Annotated in this window: 19 protein-coding genes; 16 read left to right on the top strand and 3 right to left on the bottom strand. The window is 69.4% G+C overall.

Annotated elements, in window-relative coordinates:
- Window positions 1-275 precede the first annotated feature (275 nt).
- On the top strand, window positions 276-1,241 hold the full coding sequence (locus tag AB5J62_RS34710) for a ParB N-terminal domain-containing protein (protein WP_370944227.1): 966 nt from the start codon (window positions 276-278) through the stop codon (window positions 1,239-1,241).
- 6 nt (window positions 1,242-1,247) lie between these two features.
- On the opposite strand, the gene AB5J62_RS34705 is transcribed toward AB5J62_RS34710, so the two are convergent.
- Window positions 1,248-2,336 carry a cytochrome P450 gene (locus tag AB5J62_RS34705; RefSeq protein ID WP_370944226.1) on the bottom strand — a complete coding sequence of 363 codons (1,089 nt, stop codon included), beginning with the start codon at window positions 2,334-2,336 and terminating at the stop codon, window positions 1,248-1,250.
- A gap of 226 nt (window positions 2,337-2,562) precedes the next feature.
- On the opposite strand from AB5J62_RS34705, the gene AB5J62_RS34700 reads away from it, so the two are divergent.
- The 7 genes from AB5J62_RS34700 to AB5J62_RS34670 are packed head-to-tail and all read left to right on the top strand — an operon-like array spanning window position 2,563 to window position 11,050.
- Window positions 2,563-3,618: a class I SAM-dependent methyltransferase gene (locus AB5J62_RS34700; protein ID WP_370950413.1), complete on the top strand. Its 1,056-nt coding sequence runs from the start codon at window positions 2,563-2,565 to the stop codon at window positions 3,616-3,618.
- Between the two features lie 46 nt (window positions 3,619-3,664).
- Window positions 3,665-5,356, top strand: coding sequence for a prenyltransferase/squalene oxidase repeat-containing protein (locus tag AB5J62_RS34695; protein ID WP_370944225.1), 1,692 nt, complete (start codon window positions 3,665-3,667; stop codon window positions 5,354-5,356).
- Window positions 5,353-6,663 (top strand): cytochrome P450, encoded by a 1,311-nt coding sequence (locus AB5J62_RS34690; RefSeq protein ID WP_370944224.1) that lies wholly within the window; start codon window positions 5,353-5,355, stop codon window positions 6,661-6,663. Before AB5J62_RS34695 ends, AB5J62_RS34690 begins: the two co-directional genes overlap by 4 nt.
- 11 nt (window positions 6,664-6,674) lie before the next feature.
- Window positions 6,675-7,856: a cytochrome P450 gene (locus tag AB5J62_RS34685; protein WP_370944223.1), complete on the top strand. Its 1,182-nt coding sequence runs from the start codon at window positions 6,675-6,677 to the stop codon at window positions 7,854-7,856.
- Window positions 7,853-9,052: a cytochrome P450 gene (locus AB5J62_RS34680; RefSeq protein WP_370944222.1), complete on the top strand. Its 1,200-nt coding sequence runs from the start codon at window positions 7,853-7,855 to the stop codon at window positions 9,050-9,052. The genes AB5J62_RS34685 and AB5J62_RS34680 overlap by 4 nt, the downstream gene beginning before the upstream one ends.
- A complete protein-coding gene (locus AB5J62_RS34675; protein WP_370944221.1) occupies window positions 9,042-10,214 on the top strand; it encodes a cytochrome P450 in 1,173 nt (390 codons plus the stop codon). Before AB5J62_RS34680 ends, AB5J62_RS34675 begins: the two co-directional genes overlap by 11 nt.
- Before the next feature lie 14 nt (window positions 10,215-10,228).
- Window positions 10,229-11,050, top strand: a complete 822-nt coding sequence (locus tag AB5J62_RS34670) for a phytanoyl-CoA dioxygenase family protein (RefSeq protein WP_370944220.1) — start codon at window positions 10,229-10,231, stop codon at window positions 11,048-11,050.
- Between the two features lie 144 nt (window positions 11,051-11,194).
- Here the strand turns inward: AB5J62_RS34670 and AB5J62_RS34665 are convergent, their stop codons facing one another.
- Window positions 11,195-12,154: a UbiA family prenyltransferase gene (locus tag AB5J62_RS34665; RefSeq protein WP_370944219.1), complete on the bottom strand. Its 960-nt coding sequence runs from the start codon at window positions 12,152-12,154 to the stop codon at window positions 11,195-11,197.
- Between the two features lie 34 nt (window positions 12,155-12,188).
- Between AB5J62_RS34665 and AB5J62_RS34660 the strand changes: the two genes are divergently transcribed.
- Complete coding sequence (locus AB5J62_RS34660) at window positions 12,189-13,376, top strand: FAD-dependent monooxygenase (protein ID WP_370944218.1); 1,188 nt, start codon at window positions 12,189-12,191, stop codon at window positions 13,374-13,376.
- On the opposite strand, the gene AB5J62_RS34655 is transcribed toward AB5J62_RS34660, so the two are convergent.
- Entirely contained in the window at window positions 13,363-14,478 is a 1,116-nt protein-coding gene (locus tag AB5J62_RS34655; RefSeq protein ID WP_370944217.1) for a cytochrome P450, read from the bottom strand. The genes AB5J62_RS34660 and AB5J62_RS34655 overlap by 14 nt on opposite strands.
- Before the next feature lie 244 nt (window positions 14,479-14,722).
- Between AB5J62_RS34655 and AB5J62_RS34650 the strand changes: the two genes are divergently transcribed.
- Genes AB5J62_RS34650 through AB5J62_RS34620 form a run of 7 tightly spaced genes read left to right on the top strand, consistent with a single transcriptional unit; the run spans window position 14,723 to window position 22,137 of the window.
- Complete coding sequence (locus AB5J62_RS34650; RefSeq protein WP_370944216.1) at window positions 14,723-15,757, top strand: acyl-CoA dehydrogenase family protein; 1,035 nt, start codon at window positions 14,723-14,725, stop codon at window positions 15,755-15,757.
- Between the two features lie 22 nt (window positions 15,758-15,779).
- Window positions 15,780-16,586: an alpha/beta fold hydrolase gene (locus tag AB5J62_RS34645; RefSeq protein ID WP_370944215.1), complete on the top strand. Its 807-nt coding sequence runs from the start codon at window positions 15,780-15,782 to the stop codon at window positions 16,584-16,586.
- Complete coding sequence (locus AB5J62_RS34640; protein ID WP_370944214.1) at window positions 16,583-17,734, top strand: cytochrome P450; 1,152 nt, start codon at window positions 16,583-16,585, stop codon at window positions 17,732-17,734. The genes AB5J62_RS34645 and AB5J62_RS34640 overlap by 4 nt, the downstream gene beginning before the upstream one ends.
- An 11-nt stretch (window positions 17,735-17,745) precedes the next feature.
- Window positions 17,746-18,897, top strand: coding sequence for a cytochrome P450 (locus tag AB5J62_RS34635; RefSeq protein WP_370944213.1), 1,152 nt, complete (start codon window positions 17,746-17,748; stop codon window positions 18,895-18,897).
- A gap of 27 nt (window positions 18,898-18,924) precedes the next feature.
- Window positions 18,925-19,965, top strand: a complete 1,041-nt coding sequence (locus AB5J62_RS34630; protein ID WP_370944212.1) for a polyprenyl synthetase family protein — start codon at window positions 18,925-18,927, stop codon at window positions 19,963-19,965.
- 4 nt (window positions 19,966-19,969) lie between these two features.
- Complete coding sequence (locus AB5J62_RS34625; RefSeq protein ID WP_370944211.1) at window positions 19,970-20,986, top strand: NAD-dependent epimerase/dehydratase family protein; 1,017 nt, start codon at window positions 19,970-19,972, stop codon at window positions 20,984-20,986.
- Window positions 20,983-22,137 carry a macrolide family glycosyltransferase gene (locus tag AB5J62_RS34620; RefSeq protein ID WP_370944210.1) on the top strand — a complete coding sequence of 385 codons (1,155 nt, stop codon included), beginning with the start codon at window positions 20,983-20,985 and terminating at the stop codon, window positions 22,135-22,137. Before AB5J62_RS34625 ends, AB5J62_RS34620 begins: the two co-directional genes overlap by 4 nt.
- Window positions 22,138-22,143: the final 6 nt, after the last annotated feature.

Genomic DNA, 22,143 nt, shown 5'->3' with positions numbered 1-22,143 from the left:
GCTGGCCGAGCACGCCGAACAACAAGAAATCACTCCCCAGTGACGTAAGCCGTGTAAGTCGATCTTACCGCGAGATGGTTCGGCCGAGGACGAAACGAGGACGGCGGCTACGATGCTCATCGGTACCGTCACATCTGGTGGCGTTGGTCTGGGGCCTCGCCGGTATGGGAGAGCGAACCCGCTGGTTCGCTCCGCGGCATGCTGCGCTCTCGCGGCTGCCGGAATACCGGGCACTCTTCCTGTCACGCGACTTCAAGTTCCTGGGGGTTCTTGTCGTGAGCACTGCCGAAACATCCGAGTCCGCGGTCGTCACGGTGGCCGTGGAATCCATATTGGACGCCGATTCCCCGCGCCTGGGCGGCGAAGACATCGAGCACGTCCGCATTCTCGCCGAAATCGACACACCACTGCCGCCGATTCTGGTGCACCGCCAGAGCATGCGGGTGATCGACGGCATGCACCGGCTGCGCGCGGCCGTGCTGAGCGGCGCGGAGACGATACCGGTCAGGTTCTTCGAAGGCGGTGACGACGAGGCGTTCGTGCTCGCCGTCAAGGAGAACGTCAGTCATGGCCTGCCACTCACCACGGCGGATCGCGCGGTGGCGGCCGAGCGGATCCTGCGGTCCCACGCGCACTGGTCCGACCGGGCGATCGCGGCGGTGGCCGGGATCTCGCCCAAGACGGCGGGCGTCATCCGGACCCGGATTTCCGCCGGTGTCCCGGAATTGCGCTCGCGGATCGGCCGGGACGGCAAGGTCCGCCCGCTCGATCAGTCCGAAGGACGGATCAGGGCGGCGAGGCTGCTCGAGGAGAATCCCGGCATCACCTTGCGGGAGCTCGCGAAGCGCGCGGGGATCGCGCTGAGCACCGCGCACGACGTGCGTGACCGGCTGGGCCGCGGCGAGGATCCGGTGCCGCCACGGCTACGGGAGGGGCGGCGGCCGGTCGGCAAGCGGCGGGCCAAGCCGTCGGGTGGTGAGCAGAAGCGGGAGCCCGACATCGACCTGACGGCGGCCGTGTCGAACCTGCGCAACGACCCGTCGCTTCGCTTCACCGAGAACGGCAGGCTGCTGCTGCGGTTGCTCGATCTCCACCTGGCGCGGATGGGCCAGCTGCGCGAACTGGCCGACAGCGTGCCGCCGCACCGGACCGACCTGGTCGCCGATCTCGCGGGGAACTGCGCTCAGGTCTGGGAGGACTTCGCGGCCCAGCTCAGGCGGCGCCGCGAGACCTCGGCCTGACCGTGCTCACCAGGTCACCGGGAGCGCCGTCAGGCACTCGGTGAGCACGTCGGGGCGGAAGTCCAGCTCGCCGACGGGCACGGCGAGGCGCATCTCCGGGAAGCGGGGGACGAGCTGGCCGAACAGGGCTCGCAGCTCCATCCGGGCCAGCGGGGCGCCGAGGCAGAAGCTGCCGCCGTGGCCGAACAGCAGGTGATTGCCCGCGCGTGCCGGGTCGCACCGGTCGGGGGACGGGAAGACATCCGGGTCGTGATTGGCCGAGCCCAGGTCCAGCAGGACCAGGTCACCGGCCCGGATGGTCTCCCCGCCGACCACCAGGTCGGTCCTGGCGTAGCGGGGCAGGCCGCGGTTGCTGGCCTCACCGGAGAGCCGCAGCAGCTCGTCCACCATGGGCACGATCAGGTCGGGCCGATCGAGCAGGGACCGCCACTCGCCGGGATGGGTCAGCAGGCGCAGCACGCCGAGGCCGATCTGGACGACGGCGGTCTCCTGCCCGGCGAACAGCAGCAGGGTCGCGTAGCCCGCGATCTCCTCGTCGGAGAGACCTTCTTCCGCGCACAGCTGGGAGATCACGTCGTCGCCGGGTTCGCGGCGCTTGCGGGCGGTGAGCCGCAGGCTGTACTGGTGGAGCTCGACGATGCCCGCCATCGAGAGGTCCCGGTCCGCCGGGTCGACGGCGGCGAGCGTCCACGTCCGGATCTCCTCGCGGTCCGCGTACGAGGCGCCGAGCAGCTCGCAGATCACCTGCAGCGGCAGCGACACCGCGACCTCGGCGTGAAGATCGGCAGGCCCGGTCCGCTCGGCGAACCGGTCGAGCACCTGCGTGGTCAGCTCCTCGACCCTGGGCTGGAGTTCCCGCATGCGTTTCGGCGCGAAGAACGGCCGGAGCAGGCGGCGCATCCGCGCGTGGTCCTCGCGTTCGGTGTCGAAGTCGCCGTGCGGCCCGCCGAGCAGCGCGGAATCACCGGTCCTGGCGGCGTTTTCCGGGTCACGGTGTGAGCGGCCGAGCCGGTCGTCGGTGAGCAGCGCGCGGACTTCCGCGTAGGAAGTGGCTTGCCACGCCTCGTGGCCGACGTCGGTTCGGATGCGACGCATGACGTACCTCGCTAACGATCATCGCGTGAATTGAGTGACGGATATGTTGCCCGTTTCACTGCCGGTGAACAAGGAAAGCGAGCGGCATGGCCGATTCGGCGGTTGTGCGGTAGAACCGGGCAATAGCGCTTCGGCGCACTCGGCCTTGTTCGACTGTGGAGTTTCCTCACTCGAACCCGGCACATGACGCGGCTACCATCAGGCCGGAACAACGGGGGTGACGATCATGCGGGAAAAACGCGACAAGCCGTCGACCGGCAAGGCGGACTATCTGGCGCAGTTCCGAGCCGGACGGCCGCATTTCTTCGAGCAGGTCCGAGACTCTTGCCCGTGGTGTGGTTCACCTGATATCGGCTTCCGTATCCGGCTCTCGGACATGAACCAGCTCAAGCCGGGAACCTTCGAGATGCACGAATGTTCCGCGTGTGGTCACCTTTTCCAGAATCCGTGTCTCACCGAAACGGGACTGGCTTTCTATTACCGTGACTTCTACGACGGCGTCGGCAGTCAGACCTGGGATTCGGTGTTCGCGTACAACCGGAAGGGCTACCGGGCGCGCGTCCGCATGCTCGACGGTCTCGCGCTGCCCGCCAGCTGGCTCGACGTGGGCGGCGGGCATGGGCACTTCTGCCATGAGGCGAAGAAAATCCTGCCTGACACGCACTTTTCGGGGCTGGACCAGAGCGAGGAGATCCAGCGCGCGCACGAGCGAGGCTGGATCGACACGGCGTACGACAGGCCGTTCCAGGCCTTCGCGGACGAGCATCAGGAGAAGTTCGACGTCGTCAGCATGGCGCATTACCTGGAACACACGCTTTCACCGAAGGACGAGATCGCCGCCGCGGAGAAGGTGCTCGCCAAAGACGGGATGCTGCTGATCGAACTGCCCAATCCGGAAAGCTGGTACGCCCGGTTCTACGGGAAGTTCTGGTTCGGCTGGCTGGCGCCGCAGCATGTGCACCTGATGCCGTGGCGTAATGTCTGCCGGCTTCTGGAAGACCGCGGATTCGAAGTGCTTCGCGTCGAACTGGGCACAGCGAGCAGCGCGGTCGACAATATGGCGGCGGTGACGACCGCATTGAGTCACTATCTCCCGCCGCCCGCGCACTGGCCGTGGATTCAGCGGCCGATTCGGTTGACCGACCGAATTCTGCGGCGCGCCGCCATGGTGCTCGCCGCCCCGGTGACGGCGCTCGCCTGGCTGGCCGACTTGGTACTGCATCAGATCGTTTCCCGCGGCGACGGCGGAAATACCTATCGTATTCTCGCCGTGCGCCGTTGAGCTGGATCGGACAGGACATTTCCCCGGATCGTGGAGGACGGCGCGAGTGGATATCGAGCAGCTGCGTACCCAGGCGGAAAAGGCGGCCGAGCGCGCCATCGAGCATCTCGATGACCGGCAGCGGGAAGACGGCTCCTGGGTCGACCGCCTGTCCTCGTCCACCATCGCGACCGCGCTCGGCGTGCTTTCGCTGTCCCGCGCCGATCCCGAGGCCTACGCGTCGCGCATCGCCTCGGGCATCCGCTGGCTCCGCGAGCACCAGCGTGACGACGGCGGCTGGAGCATGGCCGACGCGGAGGCGCCGAGCAGTCAGGGCATGACGGCGTTCGGCATCGCCGCGCTGCACGAGGTCGATCCTGAGGCGTCGAAGTCCGCCATCGCGCGCGGCTGGACCTTCCTCGACGAGAACGACGGCATGAACGTCATCCCCGGATTGCGTGGCGACGCCCCGAAAACGTGGCCGGCCGCGCTGCCGACCATCTGGGGACTCGTCGGCCTGCGCGACTTCCAGGAGCAGCCGGATCAGCCGGTCGAGATCATGCTTCTCCCGCCGTCACTGCGTAACAAGGTCTCGATCGCGCTGCCCGCGATTCTCGGGCTCGGGATCATGCAGAGCCGGACCATGGATCGCGGGCTGCTGCGCAAGATTCTCGGCCGGATCGCGGAGCCGCTCGCGTTGCGCTGGCTGCGTGAGGTGTCCGGCACGAACGGCGGCATCGAGGAATGCCCGATGATCGCCGGGTTCGTCTACCTGGGACTGCGCGAGGCCGGGGTCGGCACCGATCTGCAGCTCGGTTCGCTGCGGTACCTGCTGCAGACGCAGCGGGAGGACGGTTCCTGGGCCATCGACCGCGACCTGGAGATCTCCGTGACCGCGTACTCGGTCATGGCGCTCAGCGAGTTCCAGGACGTGGCGAACGCGCCGTCGCTGGAGAAGACCAGGGAGTTCCTGCTGAACACCCAGTGGAACAAGCCGTTCACGCCGCTCGGGCTGCCCGCGGGCGGCTGGGGCTGGGCGCTGCCGTCCGGCTGGCCAGAGTCCGAAGACACCGCCGTCGTGCTCGGTGTGCTGGCCGACCTCGGTGTGCCGCGCACGCATCCCGCGATCCGCCTCGGCGTGGCCTGGCTGGAGAACCAGCAGAACCGCGACGGTTCCTGGTCGGAGTGGGTGCGTGATTCGCCGATCATGAACGACCGGTCGTGCCCCGGCGTCACCGCGCACGTCCTGATGGCGCTGCACCGGCTCGGCGAACCGGCGACGGCGGGGTCGCCGATCGCCCGAGGCCGGGACTACCTGCGCAAGACGCAGGCGAAGGACGGGTCCATCGAGTCGATCTGGTTCCGCGACAACGTGCACGGGACCTGCCGGCTGCTGGAGGTGTTCGTCGACCTGCGCGCGGGCAGCGACCCGGTGGCGAACGCGGCCAGGAAGTGGTTGCTGGACAACCAGGCGGCCGACGGCGGCTGGCCGTTGCGCCATGAGCTGCCGCCGGGGGGCAGCACGGCGGAGGAGACGGCCTGGGCGTTGTTCGCGCTGCTCAAGGGCGGCGAAAGCCCGGAGAGCCCGGCGGTGCTGCGTGCCGTCGAGTGGCTGACGAAGCACCAGGACGACCGCGGCACCTGGAAGCCGAGTGTGGTCGGGCTGTACTTCGACGACCTGTGCTACACCGACGACCTCATCGCGCACACCTTCGCGCTGCGGGCACTGGGCCGCTGGCTGACCAGCGTGGGCCGGTGAGCCGCTCGAAGCGCGGCGGCCTGCCGCCGGGTCCCCGGCTGCCCGCCGTCGTCCAGACCGTGTTGTGGGCGGTGGCGCCGGTGCGGTTCGGCAAGGCCTGCCTGGCCAGGTACGGCCCGCTGTTCACCATGCGCATCGTCGGGTTCGGCGACACCGTGTACGTCTGCACGCCGGAGCTGATCCACAAGATCCTCCGCGACGAGGACGGCATGTTCGACGCGGCCGTCGCGAACAAGTCGATCAAGTTCGTCGTCGGCGAGCATTCACTGCTGCTGTCCGGCGGCGCCACGCACGCCGAGCGGCGCAGGCTGCTCATGCAACCGTTGCACGGCAGCAATGTCGGCGAATACGTCGACCTGATGGAGACGATCGTCGAGCAGGAGATCAGGGCGTGGCAGCCGGGTTCGACCGTGCGGCTGCTCGAAGTCTTCCAGCGGGTGACGCTCGAGGTGATGATCCGCGCGGTGTTCGGGATCAGCGACTCGACCAGGCTGCACCGGTTGCGTGAACTGGTGCCGAAGCTGCTCGACATCAATCCGGCGATCATCGTGCTGCCCTGGCTGCGCCGGTCGTTCGGCGGATTCGGGCCGTGGGCGAAGCTCCAGTCGGTCCTGCGCGCGGTGGACGAGATCATCCTCGCCGAAATCGCCGACCGCCGTGCCGCGCCCACCGAGGGCCGCGACCTGCTCTCGATCCTGCTGCGCGACGAAAAGTTCGAGCTCAGCGCCCGCGAGCTGCGTGATCACCTGGTCACCTTGCTCGCGGTCGGCCAGGAGACGACCGCGACCCAGCTCGCGTGGTTCTTCGAACGGGTGCTGCGCGCGCCTCGCGAGTTCGAGCGGATCGAGGCCGAGGTGGCCGAGGGGAACTGGGCCTTCCTCGAAGCCGCGATCCACGAGGCCGTGCGGATCCGGCCGACCACAATGGACATCGGCAGGGTCGGCACCGCGCGGTGGGAATCCGGCGGTCACGTGTTCCCGGCTGGCACGATGTTCGCGGTTTCGCTGGGATTGCTGCACTTGTCGCCGGACCTGCACGCGAACCCCGACCGCTATTCGGTCGGCAGGTTCTTTCCGGCTGAGCCGCCCGCCGCGCATTTCCGGCCGTTCGGCGGCGGCGCGCACCGGTGCCTCGGCGCCTCGCTCGCGATGGTCGAGATGCGGACGATCATCAGCGCCATCCTGCGGCACGTCCGGCTCAATCCGTCCACAGTGGACGCCGAGCGGGTGACGCCGAAGGGGCCGATGCTGCTGCCAGGCCGAGGCGCCGAGGTGGTCGTGGTCGAGAACGCGCTGGCCGAGAAGTGAGAGTTGAGAAGATGCCCCTTTCCTTCCCGTTCCCGCGGACGCCCCGGCTCGATCTGGAGCCCGAATATCGCAGGCTGCAACAGGAAGACCCGGTCTGCCAGGTCGAATTCCCGTTCGGGCAGACGGCTTGGCTGGTCACCCGGCACGCGGACGTGCGCGCGGTGTTCACCGACGCGCGGTTCTCACGTGCGGTCACCCTGGAACGGGACGTGCCACGGGTGACCGCCGAGAACTTCAGCGGCGGGCTCGTCGCGATGGACCCGCCGGAGCACACCCGGCTGCGGTCGCTGTGCCGCCACGTGTTCACCCCGCGCGTGGTCGCGAAGCTCCGCGACCGGGCGACGGCCATCGCGACCGGGCTCATCACGGACGCGCGGGCAGGCGGCGAGTTCGACGGGGTGGAGGATTTCGCGATCCCGTTCACCCTGAAGATGATCTGCGAGCTGCTCGGCGTCCCGTACGAGGACCACGTGCACTTCCGGGGCTGGGCCGAGGCGGGCCTGGCGACGACCGCGATCTCCGAAGACGACCGCTGGGCCGCGACCGGCCGGATGTGGGACTACGTGGCCGCGTTGATCGGCGAGCGGCGTGCCGCTCCGAAGGACGACCTGATCTCGGCGATGCTGTCCGTGGGGGAGGCGTCGGACGACGAGCTGGTCATGCTCGTGATGACCATCCTCGTGGCGGGTTACGAGACCACGTCGACCCAGCTGCCCAACTTCCTCTACGTGCTGCTGGAAGATCCGGCCAGGCTGAAGCAGCTGGTGGCGCGGCCGGACCTCGTGCCGACCGCGGTCGAGGAACTCATGCGGTACGTGCCCATGGAGGCGAACGGCGCGTCGCCGCGGTACACGCTCGAACCGGTCGTCCTCAGTGGAGTCACCATTCCCGCGGACGCGCCGGTGGTCGCCGCCACGGTCATCGCGAACCGGGATCCCGCGGTGTTCGCGGACCCGGACCGGCTCGACTTCGCCCGCAGTCCCAATCCGCACTTCGGATTCGGCATGGGCGCGCACTTCTGCCTCGGCGCGCCGCTCGCCCGGCTCGAACTGCAGGTGGCGCTGGACGTGTTGATCACGGCTGTGCCCGAACTGCGCTTCGCCGACGGGCCGGACGCGGCCTGGAAGGACGGGATGCTCGTGCGCGGCCCGTCGAAACTCATGCTCACCCTTGCTACGGAAGGAAAATCGTGACTTCGCGCGAGCCACCACCGGTCGACCGGTTCCGGCCTGCCGACCTCGAACAGGACTGGAACGCGCTGCGCTCGGCATGCCCTGTCGCCAAGACGAAAAGCCCCGGCGGCACCGAGTTGTGGCTGATGTCCGGCCACAGCGACATCCGCGCCGTGCTCGCCGACGCGCGCTTCCGCGTCACACCGGCAGGCGGCGAGGCGAACGAGTCCATCTTCCAGGACCCGCCGGAGCACACCCGGCTGCGCGGGCTGGTGGCCGGGCACTTCACCCTCGGGCGGATCGAGGCGTACCGGCCCGCGATCGAGGCGATGGCCGACGACCTGCTCGGCGCGCTCGAACCGGCGGCCGAGCCGGTCGATCTGATGGAGGCGTTCGCCAGGCCGCTGAGCATGAACGCCATCTGCGAGATCGTCGGCGTGCCGCCCGCCGACCGGGAGCTGTTCCGGCGGCTGGCCGACCAGCTGCTGGTGTCGTCGGCCGAGGCGTTCGACCCGACCGGCTGGCAGCGGCTGAACGAGTACGTCACCTCGCTCATCGCGGCCAGACGCCGTGAGCCGCGCGAGACCGTCGACCTGATTTCGCATCTGCTCGGTGGCGATGACGCCGGCTCGCTGACCGACGTCGAGCTGACCACGATGATCCTCGGCCTGCCGATCGCGGGGTACGTCAGCACGGCCAACGCGATCGCGCTCGCGTTCCGGCACCTGCTGAACGGCGGTTGGCTCGACACGCTGCGGTCCGCGGCGGGCACGCCCGAACTCCAGAGGTCGTTCGTCGAAGAGCTGCTGCGGATGCAGTCCGGCGACAACGGCGAGTCGATGCCGAGGTTCGCCTCGGCCGACGTGCGGTGGGGCGAGGTCACCATCGCGGAGGGCGAGATGGTGGTGGCGCCGCTGATCGCGGCCAACCGCGACGACACCGTGTTCCCCGCGCCGGAGACGTTCGACCCGCACCGGGCGGGGCTCGCCCGCCACATCGCGTTCGGGACCGGCGTCCACCGCTGTCTCGGCGCCAATCTCGCCCGGCTGGAGCTGCAGTGCGCGCTGGCCGCGATCGTCCGCGCCGACGTCGGGTTCGAGCTGGCGCTGGCGTGGGCGCACATCCCATGGAGTTCGAACCTGTTCGGCGACCGCTACCCCGACCGGTTGCCGGTCACCGTCGAGAAGCCAGTGATAGCGAGGAAAAATGCCGGATGAACAGCTGCTCGACTTCCCGTTCAAACGGGACTCCGCGATCGAACCATCCCCTGACCTGCTGGGGCTGCGGGCGGACGGGCCCATCCACAAGGTGCGGCTGGCGCACGGCGGGCACGCCTGGCTGGTGACGCGCTACCAAGAGGTGCGCACGCTGCTGAACCACCCCGAGTTCGGCACGCAGTACCCCGGCACCGAGCTGACGCTCAGCTCCGACAATCTGGCCGCCGGCTTCATGTTCCTGAAGGACCCACCCGAGCACACCCGGCTGCGCCGCAGCGTGACCAAGGCGTTCACCGCGCGCCGGATCGCCGAGCTGAAGGTGCGTGCGGAGTCGATCGCGGGTGAGCTCGTCGCCGCCATGCTGGCGAAAGGGCCCGGCGTGGACGTCTGCGAGGACTACGCCTACCCGTTGCCGATCGCGATCATCTCCGACCTGCTCGGCATCCCGGACAGTGAGCGGCACGGGTTCCGGCGCTGGGCGGACATCGTGCTCCGGCCGTCCGGCAACGGCCCGGAGGAGGTCGGCGGCGCGTTCGCCGACCTGCAGGCGTTCGCGGTCCGCCTGGTCGAAGCGAAGCCCGACGGCGACGACCTGCTCAGCGACCTCGCGAGCCACGGGCCGGACGGGCTGGACCGCATCGAGATCTCCGCGATGGCGATGGGCCTGGTGATGGCCGGATATGTGACGACGGCCTCGGCGATCTCGCACGGCCTGCTCCGGCTGTTCGCGAACCCCGAGACGCTGGCCGCCACGGCCGAGGGGCGGGTCGATTTCGCCAAGCTGGTGGAGGAATTGCTTCGCCTGCAAGACGAAGAGGTCGGCATCAACCGCGTCGCACAGTCCGATGTGGAGGTGTGCGGCGTCCTGATCAAACGCGGCGAGACGGTCATCGCGTCGAGGTCGGCGGCCAACCGCGACCCGGCCGAGTTCGCGGACCCCGACGTGATCGACCTGACCGCCGCGCGCAACCAGCATCTCGCGTTCGGGCACGGCGTCCATCACTGCCTGGGCGCGGCACTCGCCCGGATGGAGCTCGAAGTCGCGCTGCGCACCCTGCTCATCGGAATCCCCGGTCTCCGGCTGGCGGTTCCGTTCGCCGAGCTGGAATGGAGTGCCGAGGGCATGGACGTGTGCATCGAGCGGCTGCCGGTGACTTGGTAGAAAGGGTGGAAAGAATGGGAAGCATTCCTAGGTTCGGCAGGCCATGCAGCCCCGACGAGATCGACAAGTCCGTGCTCAAGGAAGGCGCGGTGATCGTCGAGGGCGCGTACTCGCCGGAGCAGTGCGAGACCTTCCTCGCGGAGGTCGACGCCTATGTGCGGGACAACCCCGGCGAAGCGAAGTACGCGGACAGCTCGATACTCGGCACGTTCCAAGGGCCCACGACGTCGTCGCTGCACTCCTTGGTCGGCGCCATTCCGAGCGCGGCCTCGATGGTGCTGCAGGAGGACATCCTCGGCTGCGCTCGTCGTGTGCTCGCGCCACTGTCCGACACGATCCTGTTGAGCGTGGCCGAATACATGGCCCGGCACCCCGGCCAGGAGCTGCAAGGGTTGCACCGTGACACCTTCTCGTGGCGGCACGTGCCGGTCGGCGAGCAGCCCATCGCGTTGACCGTGATGGCCGCGATGCGCGACTTCACCCCCGAGAACGGCGCGACCTGGGTGGTGCCCGGCAGCTACGGCGGCCCCGCCACCGATCCGGCGCCGGAGTGGAGCGAAGCGATCCAAGCCGAGCTGAAGCAGGGCGACGCGCTGCTGTTCCGCGCGGACCTGTTCCACGGCGGCGGCGCCAACACCACCGAGTCGGACGTCCGGCACATCTTCTCGATGGGCTTCCAGGTCGCCTGGCTGCGCACGGTCGAGAACAGCACGCTCAGCGTCCCACCCTCGATCGCCCGCGACCTGCCCGTGGAACTCCAGGAACTGCTCGGCTACTCCAACGAGATGGTCCTCGGCCTCTACAAAGGCGGCGACCCCAAAAACGCCCTGACCTGACCCGCCCCCACGCGATAAAGCCCGCTTTACTCCCGGGGATAAAGCGGGCTTTATCCCCGGGAGTAAAGCGGGCTGAACTCCGCGGGATAAAGCCCGCTAAACATCGGGGAGTTTAGCGGGCTTTATCGTGGCCTTGGGTGGGGTTCAGGGGCGGCGGGCCGGTTCGTAGCGGGGGCGCATGAGGTGCCTGGCGAGGACGGTCAAGGCCAGTGAGGGGCAGGCGACCAGGAGGGCCAGTGCGAGCTGGCCGGTGGAGGCCGTGATGAACGAGGCGAGGATGATGCGCTCGGCCACCACGATCTCGTGGGCTTTCAGGCCGACCGGGCGGGGGATCGGGCGCGGGGCGCGGCTGACGGAGAGCAGTGAGACCGCGCCGAGCGCGGCGCACGTGAGCGCGCCCGGCCAGTAGACGGCGGGGTCGACCGTGACCGTGAGCGGCCACAGCGCGAGGATGCCGACCCAGAGTCCGTAGAACCAGGCGAGTGCCCGCACGGTCGCTTCGTCGCCGCGCCGGACCGGGTAGGTGAAATAGCCGCCCGCGCGGTCGCCGTCACGGTCGCACAGCGCGCCGAGCAGGTTCGAGCCGGAGTCGTGGATCCAGAACATCAGTGCCAGCGGCACGAGTTCGGGCAGCGGGAGCGGCTGGACGGTCATGGAGCCGAACAGGAGCGCGGCGGCGGTCGGCAGGCCGCGGGAAATGTTGCCCCAGAGGCCGTGGCCTTTGAGGTAACGGGCGTAGGCGATGCCGAAGGCGGCGGCGAGTACGGCCAGTGCGATGGTGCGTGGATTGACGATGACCGCGATGAGCGCGCCCGCGCCGATATAGGCGATCATCAGGTTCTTGGCGGTTTCCGCGCGCATTCTTCCCGACGGGATGGGGCGCTGGGGTTTGGCCTGCGCGTCCAGGTCGCGGTCGAAGTAGTCGCCGCCGTACAGGGAAGCGATCCAGGCGAGCGTCGGGGTCAGCCAGGCCGAGAACAGGAGCGGGAAACCCGCGTCCGGGTTCGTCAGCACGGCGCCGGCGAGACCGACGAGCCCGGAGTAGAAAACGGTGTCGGGACGACATGCCTCAAGATGAGCGAGAAACCGTATTCTGAGGTCCATGAACGCATTCTCGTGATGGCAGGAGAATTCGACAATGACAACGAAGAACGCCTTTGTCGTAGGTGCCGGAATAGCCGGATTGGCAGCGGCGGCCGGACTGGCGAATACGGGCTGGACCGTGCGCGTATTCGAACGGAGCGCGGAATTGCGCGCGTCCGGCGGTGGTATCGGGCTGACCCCGAACGGTGTCAAGGCGTTGAACGCGCTCGGCGCGGGCGATGCCGTGCGCGCGATTTCCGTTCCGCAGACCGAAGGCGGCGTCCGTACACCGGACGGCCGGTGGATCGCGCGCACCGAGCTGGATTTCATCGAGGCCCGGTACGGCGAGTCCATTCGCGCGCTGCGGCGGATCGAGCTGGTGCGTGCGCTCGAGGAGGCGCTCGTGCCCGGCTCGGTGCGGTTCGGGGAACCGGTCGTCCCGGCCGCGCACGGTGACGCGACGAGTCCCGCGGCGATACTGGTCGGCGGGAAGCGGTACGAATGCGATCTGCTGGTCGCCGCGGACGGCATCGGCTCGGCGGCCAGGCGGTCGGCTTTCCCGGCGCATCCGGGTGTCCGGGCGACCGGCTCGGTGAGCTGGCGTGCCGTGGTCCCGGCGGACGGCTTGGCCGTCACCGCCGCCGAAACCTGGGGCGCGGGAAAGCGGTTCAGCGTGCTTCCGCTGCCGGGCGGTGAGGTGCACTTCTCGGCGATGGCCCGGTCGGCGCTGCTGCCGGACGGCGACGGCTCGGCCGAGGAACTGCTGAAGGTGTTCGGCGACTGGCACGACCCTGTGCCGGAGCTGCTCGCCCGCGCGGTCGACGGCGGGTTCTTCTTCGACGAGATCGAGGAGCTGGCCGAGCCGCTGCCGAGCTTCGCGCGGGGACGGACGGTGCTGATCGGGGACGCGGGCCATCCGATGACGCCCAACGTCGGTTCGGCGAACCTCGCGCTGGAGGACGCCGCCGAACTCGCGTACGCGTTGCGCGGCAAGGATTCCTGGGCGGGCCTGAGCGCGGGGCTGGCCCGCTACGACGCGCTCCGCCGCCCGCGCACCGACCGGCTGGCCAGGCTGTCACGGCGGATGGGCCGGGTCGCCGGGGTCCGCTCGCCACTGGCGGTGGCGATGCGTGACACCGGCGCCCGGCTCGGCGGGCTCATGCCCGACGCCTTCTCCCGGCGGTTCATGGACTCGATGGTGCGCTGGGCGCCGTCCGGTCCGGTGCCGCTCAGCCCCAGGTGACCGGCAGCTCGACCAGCCCGCCCACGACGCTGTCGTCACGGTGGCGCAGCACGGACTCCTCGACCGCGAGGCGCAGGCCGGGGAACCGGGCCGGCAGCGCGTCGAACACCGCCTGCAGTTCGATCCGGGCGAGCGGCCTGCCGATGCACAGCGCGGGCCCGTGCCCGAAGGTGAGATGCGTGTTGTTCTCCCGCGCCGGGTCGAAGACCTGCGGCTCGGGGAACCGGGTGGTGTCGTGGTTGGCCGCGCGGAGGTCGAACAGCACCAGCTCGCCCTTGGCGATGGTGATGTCCGCGACGTCGATGTCGTCGTTCGCCCAGCGGGGCAGCCCGGTGCCCTGGCCGTTCAGTTCCGCGGTTCCCGGCGCCGGCAGGCAAAGCCGGAGGATCTCTTCGACCGCGCCGGCCAGCAATCCGTCCTGGGTGCGCAGCGCGTCCCAGCGGGCCCGGTCCGAAAGCAGCATGAGAATGCCTTCGTCGATCGCGGCGATGATGGTCGAATGCCCGGCGAACAGTTCCGCCGCGTATTCGGCCACCCGCTGGTTTCCGGCCGGATCGTCGGAATAGGCCTGGATCATTTCCGAAAGCGCGTCACGCCGCGGCGCGCTCTTCTTGATTTCGACCAGTGACAGCATGTATTCCCACAATGCCGTCCAGCCCGCGATCGACCGTTCGGCGTCGTCGAGCACGGAGACCTCGTTCGACCATTCCAGCACCTTCATGTGGTCCGTTTCCGGAACGCCGAGCAGCTTGCACGCGGAGTACACGTGCAGCGGCACCGAAAGGATCGCGTGCAGGTCGGCAGGCAGGCCGGCCCGCTCGACGTCGTCGAGCAGTCCGGCGACCAGTTCGGCCAGGTAGGGCCGCATTTCGGCCATCCGGCGGTCGGAGAACAGCGGTGCCAGCGAACGCCGCATCCTGGCGTGGTCGGCGACCTCGGTGCCGGTGACCGGCTGCGCGCCGCCGAAGATCGAGGTGGTGGAAACGCGGGCCGCGCTGTCGGGATCGGCGTGCGTCCGCCAAAGCCTGCTGTCCTTGAGAAGCGCGCGCACCATGTCGTAGTCCTGAACGAGCCAGGCCGGATCGCCGACAGGGGTGTGCACCTTTCGAATTGGCGCGTTCATAGGCGTGAATTCTCCCTTGCGTGCTCAGCTCGGACGAGCGAATGGGGTGCTTCGACGATTTCAAAAGTCGCGCGTGATGTACAGGCTCGGACCGGCCGGTGGACATCGTTCGGTGGCTGTGTTCTGATGTCCTGGTGGCCGCGACCGGTCACCGATTTTCCGCCGATGACTGGGGTTTCGGCGTCATTACTCTCTCTCGCTCTGCCCGAATGGAGCACTGGCGATGAATGATCTACTGCGCAAGGCGTCCGCGATCGCGGAAGAAGTGCTCTTTCCGGCGGCGGGTGCGGTGGACGCGTCCGGGCTGATCCCGGAAAGCCATTTCCGGCTGCTCGCCGAAGAAGGCTTTCACGGGTTGATCGCGCCACGCGAACTCGGCGGCCAAGGCGCCGATTTCGAAACCTTCCTGCGGGTCGTCGAGACGTTGGCGGGCGGCTGCCTCGCCACCGCGTTCACCTGGCTGCAGCACCACGGCGTGGTCATGGGACTCGCGATGACGCCGAACACCGCGCTGCGCGAGGGTTACCTCGACGCCGCGGTGCGTGGCGAGCTGACCGGCGGCGCGGCCTTCTCCGGTGTGGTCCAGACCCCTGCCCGGGTGCGGGCCACCAGGTCCGGCGATGGCTGGACGCTGACCGGCCAGATCCCGTTCGTCAGCGGCTGGGGCGTGGTCGACGTGCTGCAGCTGTCCGCCGCCGACGAGAACGGCGACATCGTCAGCTGCCTGATCGACGCGAAACCCGCCGAGGGCATCGAAGCGGTGCACGCGCTCGACCTGGTGGCGGGCCAGGCCACCAGCACCGTGCGGCTGGACCTGCGCGACCTCTGGATCCCCGACACCAAGGTGACCACCCGTACCCCGCTCGCCGAGTTCGTCACCGGGATGGTGCCGAGCCTGCGTGTCGACGGCTCGCTCCCGCTGGGCCTGGCCGGGCGGGCCGCCGCGCTGACCGAGGCGGCCGGGCAGGAGGAAGCGGCCGCGGGCCTGCGCGCCGAAGCCGCCGCGCTGCGGGCGAAGTTCGACGCCGCGATGGCCGAACCGGCCGAGCTGCCCGCGATGCGCGCGAGCGCGTCGGAATTCGCCGTGCGGGCCACCGGCACGGCCGTGGTGGCCACCGGCAGCCAGGCGTTGCTGACTTCCCATGCGGCACAACGACTCGCGCGCGAAGCCCTGTTCACCCTCGTGGTGGCCAGCAGGCCCGCCGTCAAGTCCGGCCTGCTGCGGCTGCTGTCGTCCAAAGTGGACTCTTCGGTCTGATCCATCCAGTGTGAGGAGAGGTATGAGCACGTTCAGCCTGCCGGACGGCGGCCATCTGGCCTACGACGACCTCGGCGAGGGCGTCCCGGTCGTGCTGCTGCACGACGGGGTGCTGCACCGGCGTGCCTGGGACCAGCAGCTTCCCGCGCTCACGGACTACCGCGTGCTGAATCTCGACCTGCGCGGGCACGGCGAGTCCGGCGACCCGCGCTCGGCGTACCTGCGTGCCGACGACGTGATCGCGCTGCTCGACCACGCCCAGGTGCCCGAAGCCTTCCTGGTCGGCATCGGCCTCGGCGCGACGACCTCGATGGACGCCGTGCTCGACTACCCGGACCGCGTCAGCGGCGTGCTCGCCAGTGGCGGCGGCGCGTCGGAGCAGTACTGGAACGACCCGTTCGTCGTCGACATCCGCAAGCGCCAGTACGAAGTGGCCGTCCAGGGCGACAAAGAGTCCTATGTGGAGCTTTTCCTCAACATGTGGGTGGACGGGCCGTACCGCGAGCCGCACGAGGTGCCTGCCGCGGTCCGCGAGCGCTGCCGTGACATGGCGATGCACACGGTCACCGAGCACGCGCGCGAGGAACCGTTCCTGCCCGGCCGCACGAAGCGGACCTGGGAACGGCTGCCGGAGATCACCACCAAGATCCTGTTCGTGCACGGCGAGCTGAACAACGGCGACGCCAGGGAGATGACCGAGCGGACCGTCTCCGCCGTGCCGGACGCGAAGCTCATCCGGTTCGAGGGCGCCGGGCACATGGTCAACATGGAGCAGCCGGAGCGGTTCAACGCCGTCATGCGTGAATTCCTCGACTGGGGGACCGCATGATCGTCGAAAGTTTCCTGCCCGCTTTCGAGCGGGAGTCGCGGTTCCATCCGCCGGAGGTCTACAAGACCTTGCGCGGCAAGGAACCCGTCGTCCGGACGGTGACCGAGGGCGGCCAGATCGTCTGGGTCGTGCTCGACGCCGAAATCGCGCTGCAGGTGCTGTCCGACCGGCGGTTCGAGCTGACCCCGGCCGGCATGGCCCCGCCCGAGATGGGGATGCTGTTCTGCGACGGCGCCGAGCACGCCCGGCTGCGGCGGTCGCTCGCGCACGCGTTCAGCGCCCGCAACCTGGAGCGCTTGCGGCCGCGGGTCGAGCGCGTCGCCGGGGAACACGTCTCCCGGCTGCGCGAGGCCGGTTCGCCCGCGGACCTGGTGACCGCGCTCGCCAGGCCGTTCTCGCTCGCCGTCATCACCGAGATCCTGGGTGTTCCGGTGCACGACCGCGAGCAGTTCTACCTCTGGGCCGAGGCGGTCTCGGGCCTCACGGCCGGCGTCGTCGCCGACTACGAGGCGGCCTGGAAGGAACTCATCGGCTTCCTGGGCAAGCTGATCACCGCCAAGCAGCAGGACCCCGGCGACGACCTGCTCAGCGCGCTGATCCAGACCCAGGACCTGCTCACCGAGCAGGAGACGGTGATGCTCGGCGCCTCCCTGATGTCCGGCGGCCAGCTCACCACGGCCAACGCCCTGTCCGTCGGCATGATCAAGCTGCTCCAGGTGGACGGCCTGCGCGGCATCGACGGCGACGACGCGGTGCTGAACGTCGTCGAGGAGATGTTGCGGCATCAGACCGGGGTCAGCGGCGAAGCGTTGCCGCGCTGGGCCCAGACGGACGTCGAGGTCGCCGGGAAGTCCATTGCGGACGGTCAGATGGTCCTGGTCAGCCTGGAGGCCGCGAACCGGGATCCCGCCTGGTTCGACGACCCCGACCGGTTCGACCCCGGCCGGGAACGCGGCCGTCATCTGCGGTTCGGCTTCGGCCCGCACCGCTGCGTCGGCGCCGAGCTGGCGCGGATGGAGCTCACGGCCGCCGTCCGCGCGCTCGCCGATCAGCTGCCGGGAATGACGATGACCTGCGCACCCGAAGAGATCCCGTGGACGGGGCATCCGCTCGACGACGGCCCCGCCGCGCTGCCCGTGCAGTGGTGAAGGAGAAGACGATGTGGCCGACCAGAGTGCGGCGCGTGCTCTCGCAGGCCGGCGACCCGGCCTGGGTCGTGACCGACTACGACCTGGTCCGCACCCTGCTCACCGAGCCGCGGCTGGTGTCGACGCATCCGGATCCCCAGCGCGCGCCCCGGGTGTCCGAGTCGGTGATCCTGGGCGGGCCGCTGCCCGAGTCGCCGACCGAGGCGGAGGACCACGCCCGGATGCGGCGGCTGCTCGGCCGGTCGTTCTCGGCGGCGGGCCTGGAACGGGTCCGCCCGCGCGTGGTGGCGCTGACGGACGAGGTGCTCGACGACCTCGCCGCGGCGCCGAAGCCCGCCGACTTCCACGAGATCGTGTCGTATCCGCTGCCCGCGTTCACGATCTGCGAGCTGTTCGGTGTGCCGAGGGCCGACCGCGAGGATTTCCGGCGCTGGTCGGAGGAATCGGCCGACATGCTGGACGGGGCCCGCTCGATGAACGGGCTGGCGAGCCTGACGAAGTACCTGAGCGGACTGATCACGCGACGGCTCACCGAGCCGGGCGACGACGTGCTGACCGAGGTGGCCGAGGCGCACCGGCTCGAACCGGAGGCCTTTCCGCTGGAGACCGCGGCCGAACTGTGCGCCGGGCTGCTCTTCGCCGGGCACGAGACCACGGTCTCCGCCATCGACGCGGGACTCGTCATGGTGATGACGCATCCCGAGCAACGGGCGAAGCTGCTCGCCTCGCCCGAGCTGATTCCCGGTGCGGTGGAAGAGATGCTGCGGATCGGGGTGCCGGAGTCCACTTTGGCCACCGCGTCGATCAGCGAGCGGGTGCCCGGCCTGCCGCGCTGGGCGAAGGTCACCTTCGACATCGACGGCGTCACGATCCCGGAAGGCGACCTGGTGCTGCTCGGGCTCCAGCAAGCGAACCACGATCCGTACCTGCTCGGCTCCCAGCGTGGTTTCGAGATCGAGCGGCGGCCCAACCCGCATCTGACTTTCGGGCACGGCAAGCATTACTGCATCGGCGCGCCGCTGGCCAGGCTCGAGCTGCGCGTGCTCTTCGAGGCGCTGCTGGCGCGTTTTCCGGCGATCGAGCCCGCCGTTCCGGTCGACCGGCTCCCGCTCCGGCACGCCATGGTGGCGGGCGGGCTGGCCAGTCTGCCGGTCACCTGGTGAGAATCCGCGACGGAGAGGGGAACACCGATGCCTCCTGACCATGCGACGGTCGTCCGCGACCAGGCGATCCCGGACGTGCTGCCGGGAGCCGACGAGGTCTCGTTCCTGCTCAGCGGGGTCAAGGCCAGGCTCGGCGCGCGCTGGCGGTCCGGGTCCGAGCTGCTCGACGAGATGTGCGAGCACGCGTTGTCACCGCCGGGAAAGCTGTTCCGGCCGGTGCTGCTGCTCGAATCGGCGCGGGCGCTCGGCGGTGACGTCCAGCTGGTGCTGCCCGCCGCGGTCGGCGCGGAGAGCGGGCACGTGGCCAGCCTGGTGCACGACGACATCATCGACGACGACGACCTGCGCCGCGGCAAGCCGTCCGTGCAGCACGCGTTCGGCGTCGGCGACGCGATCGTGGCCGGTGACGCGCTGATCTTCGACCTGTTCGCCAGCCTGGCCGAATGCCGCAAGACCGGGGTGCCCGCCGAGCGGATCGTGTCCGCGCTCGACGTGGTTTCGCACTGCGGCATCGACCTGTGCCGTGGGCAGAGCATGGAGTCGGAGCTGTGCCGCAGGCTCGACTTCGACGCCGAGTCCTACCTGACCATGGTGCGGCTCAAGACCGGCGCGTTGTTCAAGGCGTCCTGTGAATGCGGAGCGATACTCGCGGGCGGCGCCGACCACGACGTGAAGGCGCTCGGCGACTTCGCCGAAAACCTGGGTGCGGCGTTCCAGATCCACGACGACCTGCTGCCCTACACCGGGGACACCGCGTCCATCGGGAAGTCGGTGCTGAGCGACCTGAACAACGGCAGGCTCACGTTGCCGGTCATCCTCGCCCACGATCGGTCGGACACGGCCGGGCGGCGGACCATCGAACGGAACCTGGTCGGCGCCGGTGATCCGCTGGTGCGGTGGCGCACGCTGGTCGCCATCGTGAACCGCACCGGCGGGCTGGCCGCGGCCAAGGCGTCGGCCAGGCAGTTCATCGACGACGCGATCGCCGCGCTGCGGGTGCTGCCGCCGAGCCCGAGCCGGGACCGGCTGGCGAGCTTCGCCGAGGCCGCCATCGAGCGTGAGCGGTGATCGGGTGAAGACACCCGTGCTCGTCACCGGCGGCGCCGGGTTCATCGGCGCGCACCTGGTCACATACCTGGCCGACAAAGGGTTTCGGGTGTTCGTCGCGGACAAGGCCGAGCCGGTGTCGCCGGACGCGCGCGCGGAGTGGCTCCGGCTGGACGTGACGGATTTCCAGTGGTGCCAGGAGATCGTGCGCGCGGTGCGGCCGCGCGTGGTGTTCCACCTGGCGGCTTCGTCGACGATCGACGCGGCGTTCGGCGACCCGCACGGTTCGCTGCACACCAATGTCAGCGGGACGCTGCACATGCTGGAGGCGGTCCGCGGCGCCGGGCCCGCGCGGTTCGTGCTGTCCTCGACGGACAAGGTGTACGGCGAGCTGGCAGGCGAGGCCTACCGGGAGAACTCGCCGCTCGCCGCCCGCGGGGTCTACGACGTGGGCAAGCTGGCGGCGGACGGCCTCGTCCGGCTGTACGGCGACGAACTCGGCATGCCGGTGTCGGTTTTGCGGCTGTGCAACGTTTACGGGCCGGGCGACGTCGCCACCGGGTCCCGGATCGTGCCGCGGTCGCTGGCCCGGCTCTTCGACCCGGCCGGACCGGAACCGCCCGTGGTCTACGAGGATTCCATGACGCACAGCCGTGATTACGTCTATGTCACCGATGTCGCGCGGGCACTGGCCTCGATCGCGTTCGATGCGCGCTCGGCCGGGCAGGTGTTCAACATGGCGCCCAGCGCGCATCGCACGACACTCGAACTGGTCGCCGAGCTGATCGAGCGCGCGGCACTGGCCTGTGAGCCGTTCGACCGTGACCGGGCCGAGGCGATCCGCCGCAACGGCTACCGGATCGCACGGGGAGCCGGGCCCGCGAGGGCGTTGCGGCGTCAGCATTGCGACGCCGCGAAACTGCGCTCGATCGTCGGCTTCCGCAACGAGGTCCCGTTGTCGGCCGGGTTGGACCGGACCATCGCGTCGTATGTGCGCGAGCTACGTGAGTCCGTGAGCTTGGAATACGGAGGGTTGTCATGACGGGACGGCACATCTTGGTCGTTTCCATTCCGGCGTGGGGGCACACCTACCCGATGCTCAGCGGCGTGGCCGAGCTGGCCGCGCGCGGGCACCGCGTCTCGTGGCTCGCGACCGGCGCGTTCGAAGCCGCGATCGGCAAGGCCGCCGAGCCGGTGCGCTACCGCTCGCCCATGGAAGGGGTGCGCGCGGATTCGCGGAACGTCGCCGAGGTGATGCCGCTGATGCTCGAAGAGGCACGTGCCGCGTTCCAGGCGCTGGCCGAGTTCACGCGTGCGGAGAAACCCGACCTGGTGGTGTTCGACGTGATGGCGTGGGCCGGCTGGGCGCTCGCCAAAAAGCTCGGCGTCCCGGCGATCTGCAGCTGGCCGGTGTTCGCCTCGAACGAGCACTTCTCGTTGAACCGCGAGTACGTCACGTTCGACGAGCAGGCGATGCACGCCATGTTCGGCCAGATCGGCGCCTTCATCGAGGAGGCCGGGCTCCATGATGTGTCCCCGCAGGACTTCTTCGAGAGCGACGCCGCACGCAACATCGTCCTGTTCCCACGCGAATTCCAGCCGTACGGCGAGACGTTCGACGCGCGGTTCACCTTCGTGTCGCCGTGCATCCGCGAGTCCGAGCACTCGGCCGACGCCGACTGGTTGCGCGCCGCGAAACCACTCGCCGCGGTGTCACTCGGCACGATTTACACCGACAACATCGAGTTCTACCGGACCTGCCTCGCCGCGATCGACCGGCTCGGCTGGCACGGCGCGGTCTCGCTCGGCGGCACCGTCCGGCCGTCGGACCTCGGCCCCGTTTCGGACCGCGTGCTGCTGCGCGACCGGCTGCCGATGATCGACACGCTGCGGCACGCGTCGGCTTTCCTGGCACAGGGCGGCCTGAGCAGCACGATGGAGGCGATCGCGCACGGTGTCCCGCTGCTGATCGCGCCGCAGATGGGGGAGCAGCGCGCGGTGGCCGACCGGGTCGCCGAACTCGGACTCGGCGTCATGCTGCCGGATTCGTTCACCGCCGACGAGCTGGCGGACCTGCTGACCACGGTCACCCGCGACGAGAAGACAGCCCGGCGCCTGGCGGAATTCCGGCGGGGCATGCTGGACGGCCGCGGCGCCGGCGAGTTCGCCGACGCCGTCGAAACCGAGCTCTAGGGGTCG

Origin of the sequence: Amycolatopsis sp. cg5 (assembly GCF_041346955.1) — a bacterium.
Lineage (GTDB): Bacteria > Actinomycetota > Actinomycetes > Mycobacteriales > Pseudonocardiaceae > Amycolatopsis.
Note: the sequence above shows the minus strand (reverse complement) of the source record. Positions and strands in the feature narration are given on the sequence as shown.

Bases quoted from the DNA above. Each gene is read 5' to 3' on its own strand.
- AB5J62_RS34670 (WP_370944220.1), top strand. From the start codon at position 10,229: ATGGGAAGCATTCCTAGGTTCGGCAGGCCATGCAGCCCCGACGAGATC.
- AB5J62_RS34685 (WP_370944223.1), top strand. From the start codon at position 6,675: ATGCCCCTTTCCTTCCCGTTCCCGCGGACGCCCCGGCTCGATCTGGAG.
- AB5J62_RS34700 (WP_370950413.1), top strand. From the start codon at position 2,563: ATGCGGGAAAAACGCGACAAGCCGTCGACCGGCAAGGCGGACTATCTG.
- AB5J62_RS34660 (WP_370944218.1), top strand. From the start codon at position 12,189: ATGACAACGAAGAACGCCTTTGTCGTAGGTGCCGGAATAGCCGGATTG.
- AB5J62_RS34650 (WP_370944216.1), top strand. From the start codon at position 14,723: ATGAATGATCTACTGCGCAAGGCGTCCGCGATCGCGGAAGAAGTGCTC.
- AB5J62_RS34645 (WP_370944215.1), top strand. From the start codon at position 15,780: ATGAGCACGTTCAGCCTGCCGGACGGCGGCCATCTGGCCTACGACGAC.
- AB5J62_RS34630 (WP_370944212.1), top strand. From the start codon at position 18,925: ATGCCTCCTGACCATGCGACGGTCGTCCGCGACCAGGCGATCCCGGAC.
- AB5J62_RS34640 (WP_370944214.1), top strand. From the start codon at position 16,583: ATGATCGTCGAAAGTTTCCTGCCCGCTTTCGAGCGGGAGTCGCGGTTC.
- AB5J62_RS34635 (WP_370944213.1), top strand. From the start codon at position 17,746: ATGTGGCCGACCAGAGTGCGGCGCGTGCTCTCGCAGGCCGGCGACCCG.
- AB5J62_RS34620 (WP_370944210.1), top strand. From the start codon at position 20,983: ATGACGGGACGGCACATCTTGGTCGTTTCCATTCCGGCGTGGGGGCAC.
- AB5J62_RS34705 (WP_370944226.1), bottom strand. From the start codon at position 2,336: ATGCGTCGCATCCGAACCGACGTCGGCCACGAGGCGTGGCAAGCCACT.
- AB5J62_RS34675 (WP_370944221.1), top strand. From the start codon at position 9,042: ATGCCGGATGAACAGCTGCTCGACTTCCCGTTCAAACGGGACTCCGCG.
- AB5J62_RS34665 (WP_370944219.1), bottom strand. From the start codon at position 12,154: ATGGACCTCAGAATACGGTTTCTCGCTCATCTTGAGGCATGTCGTCCC.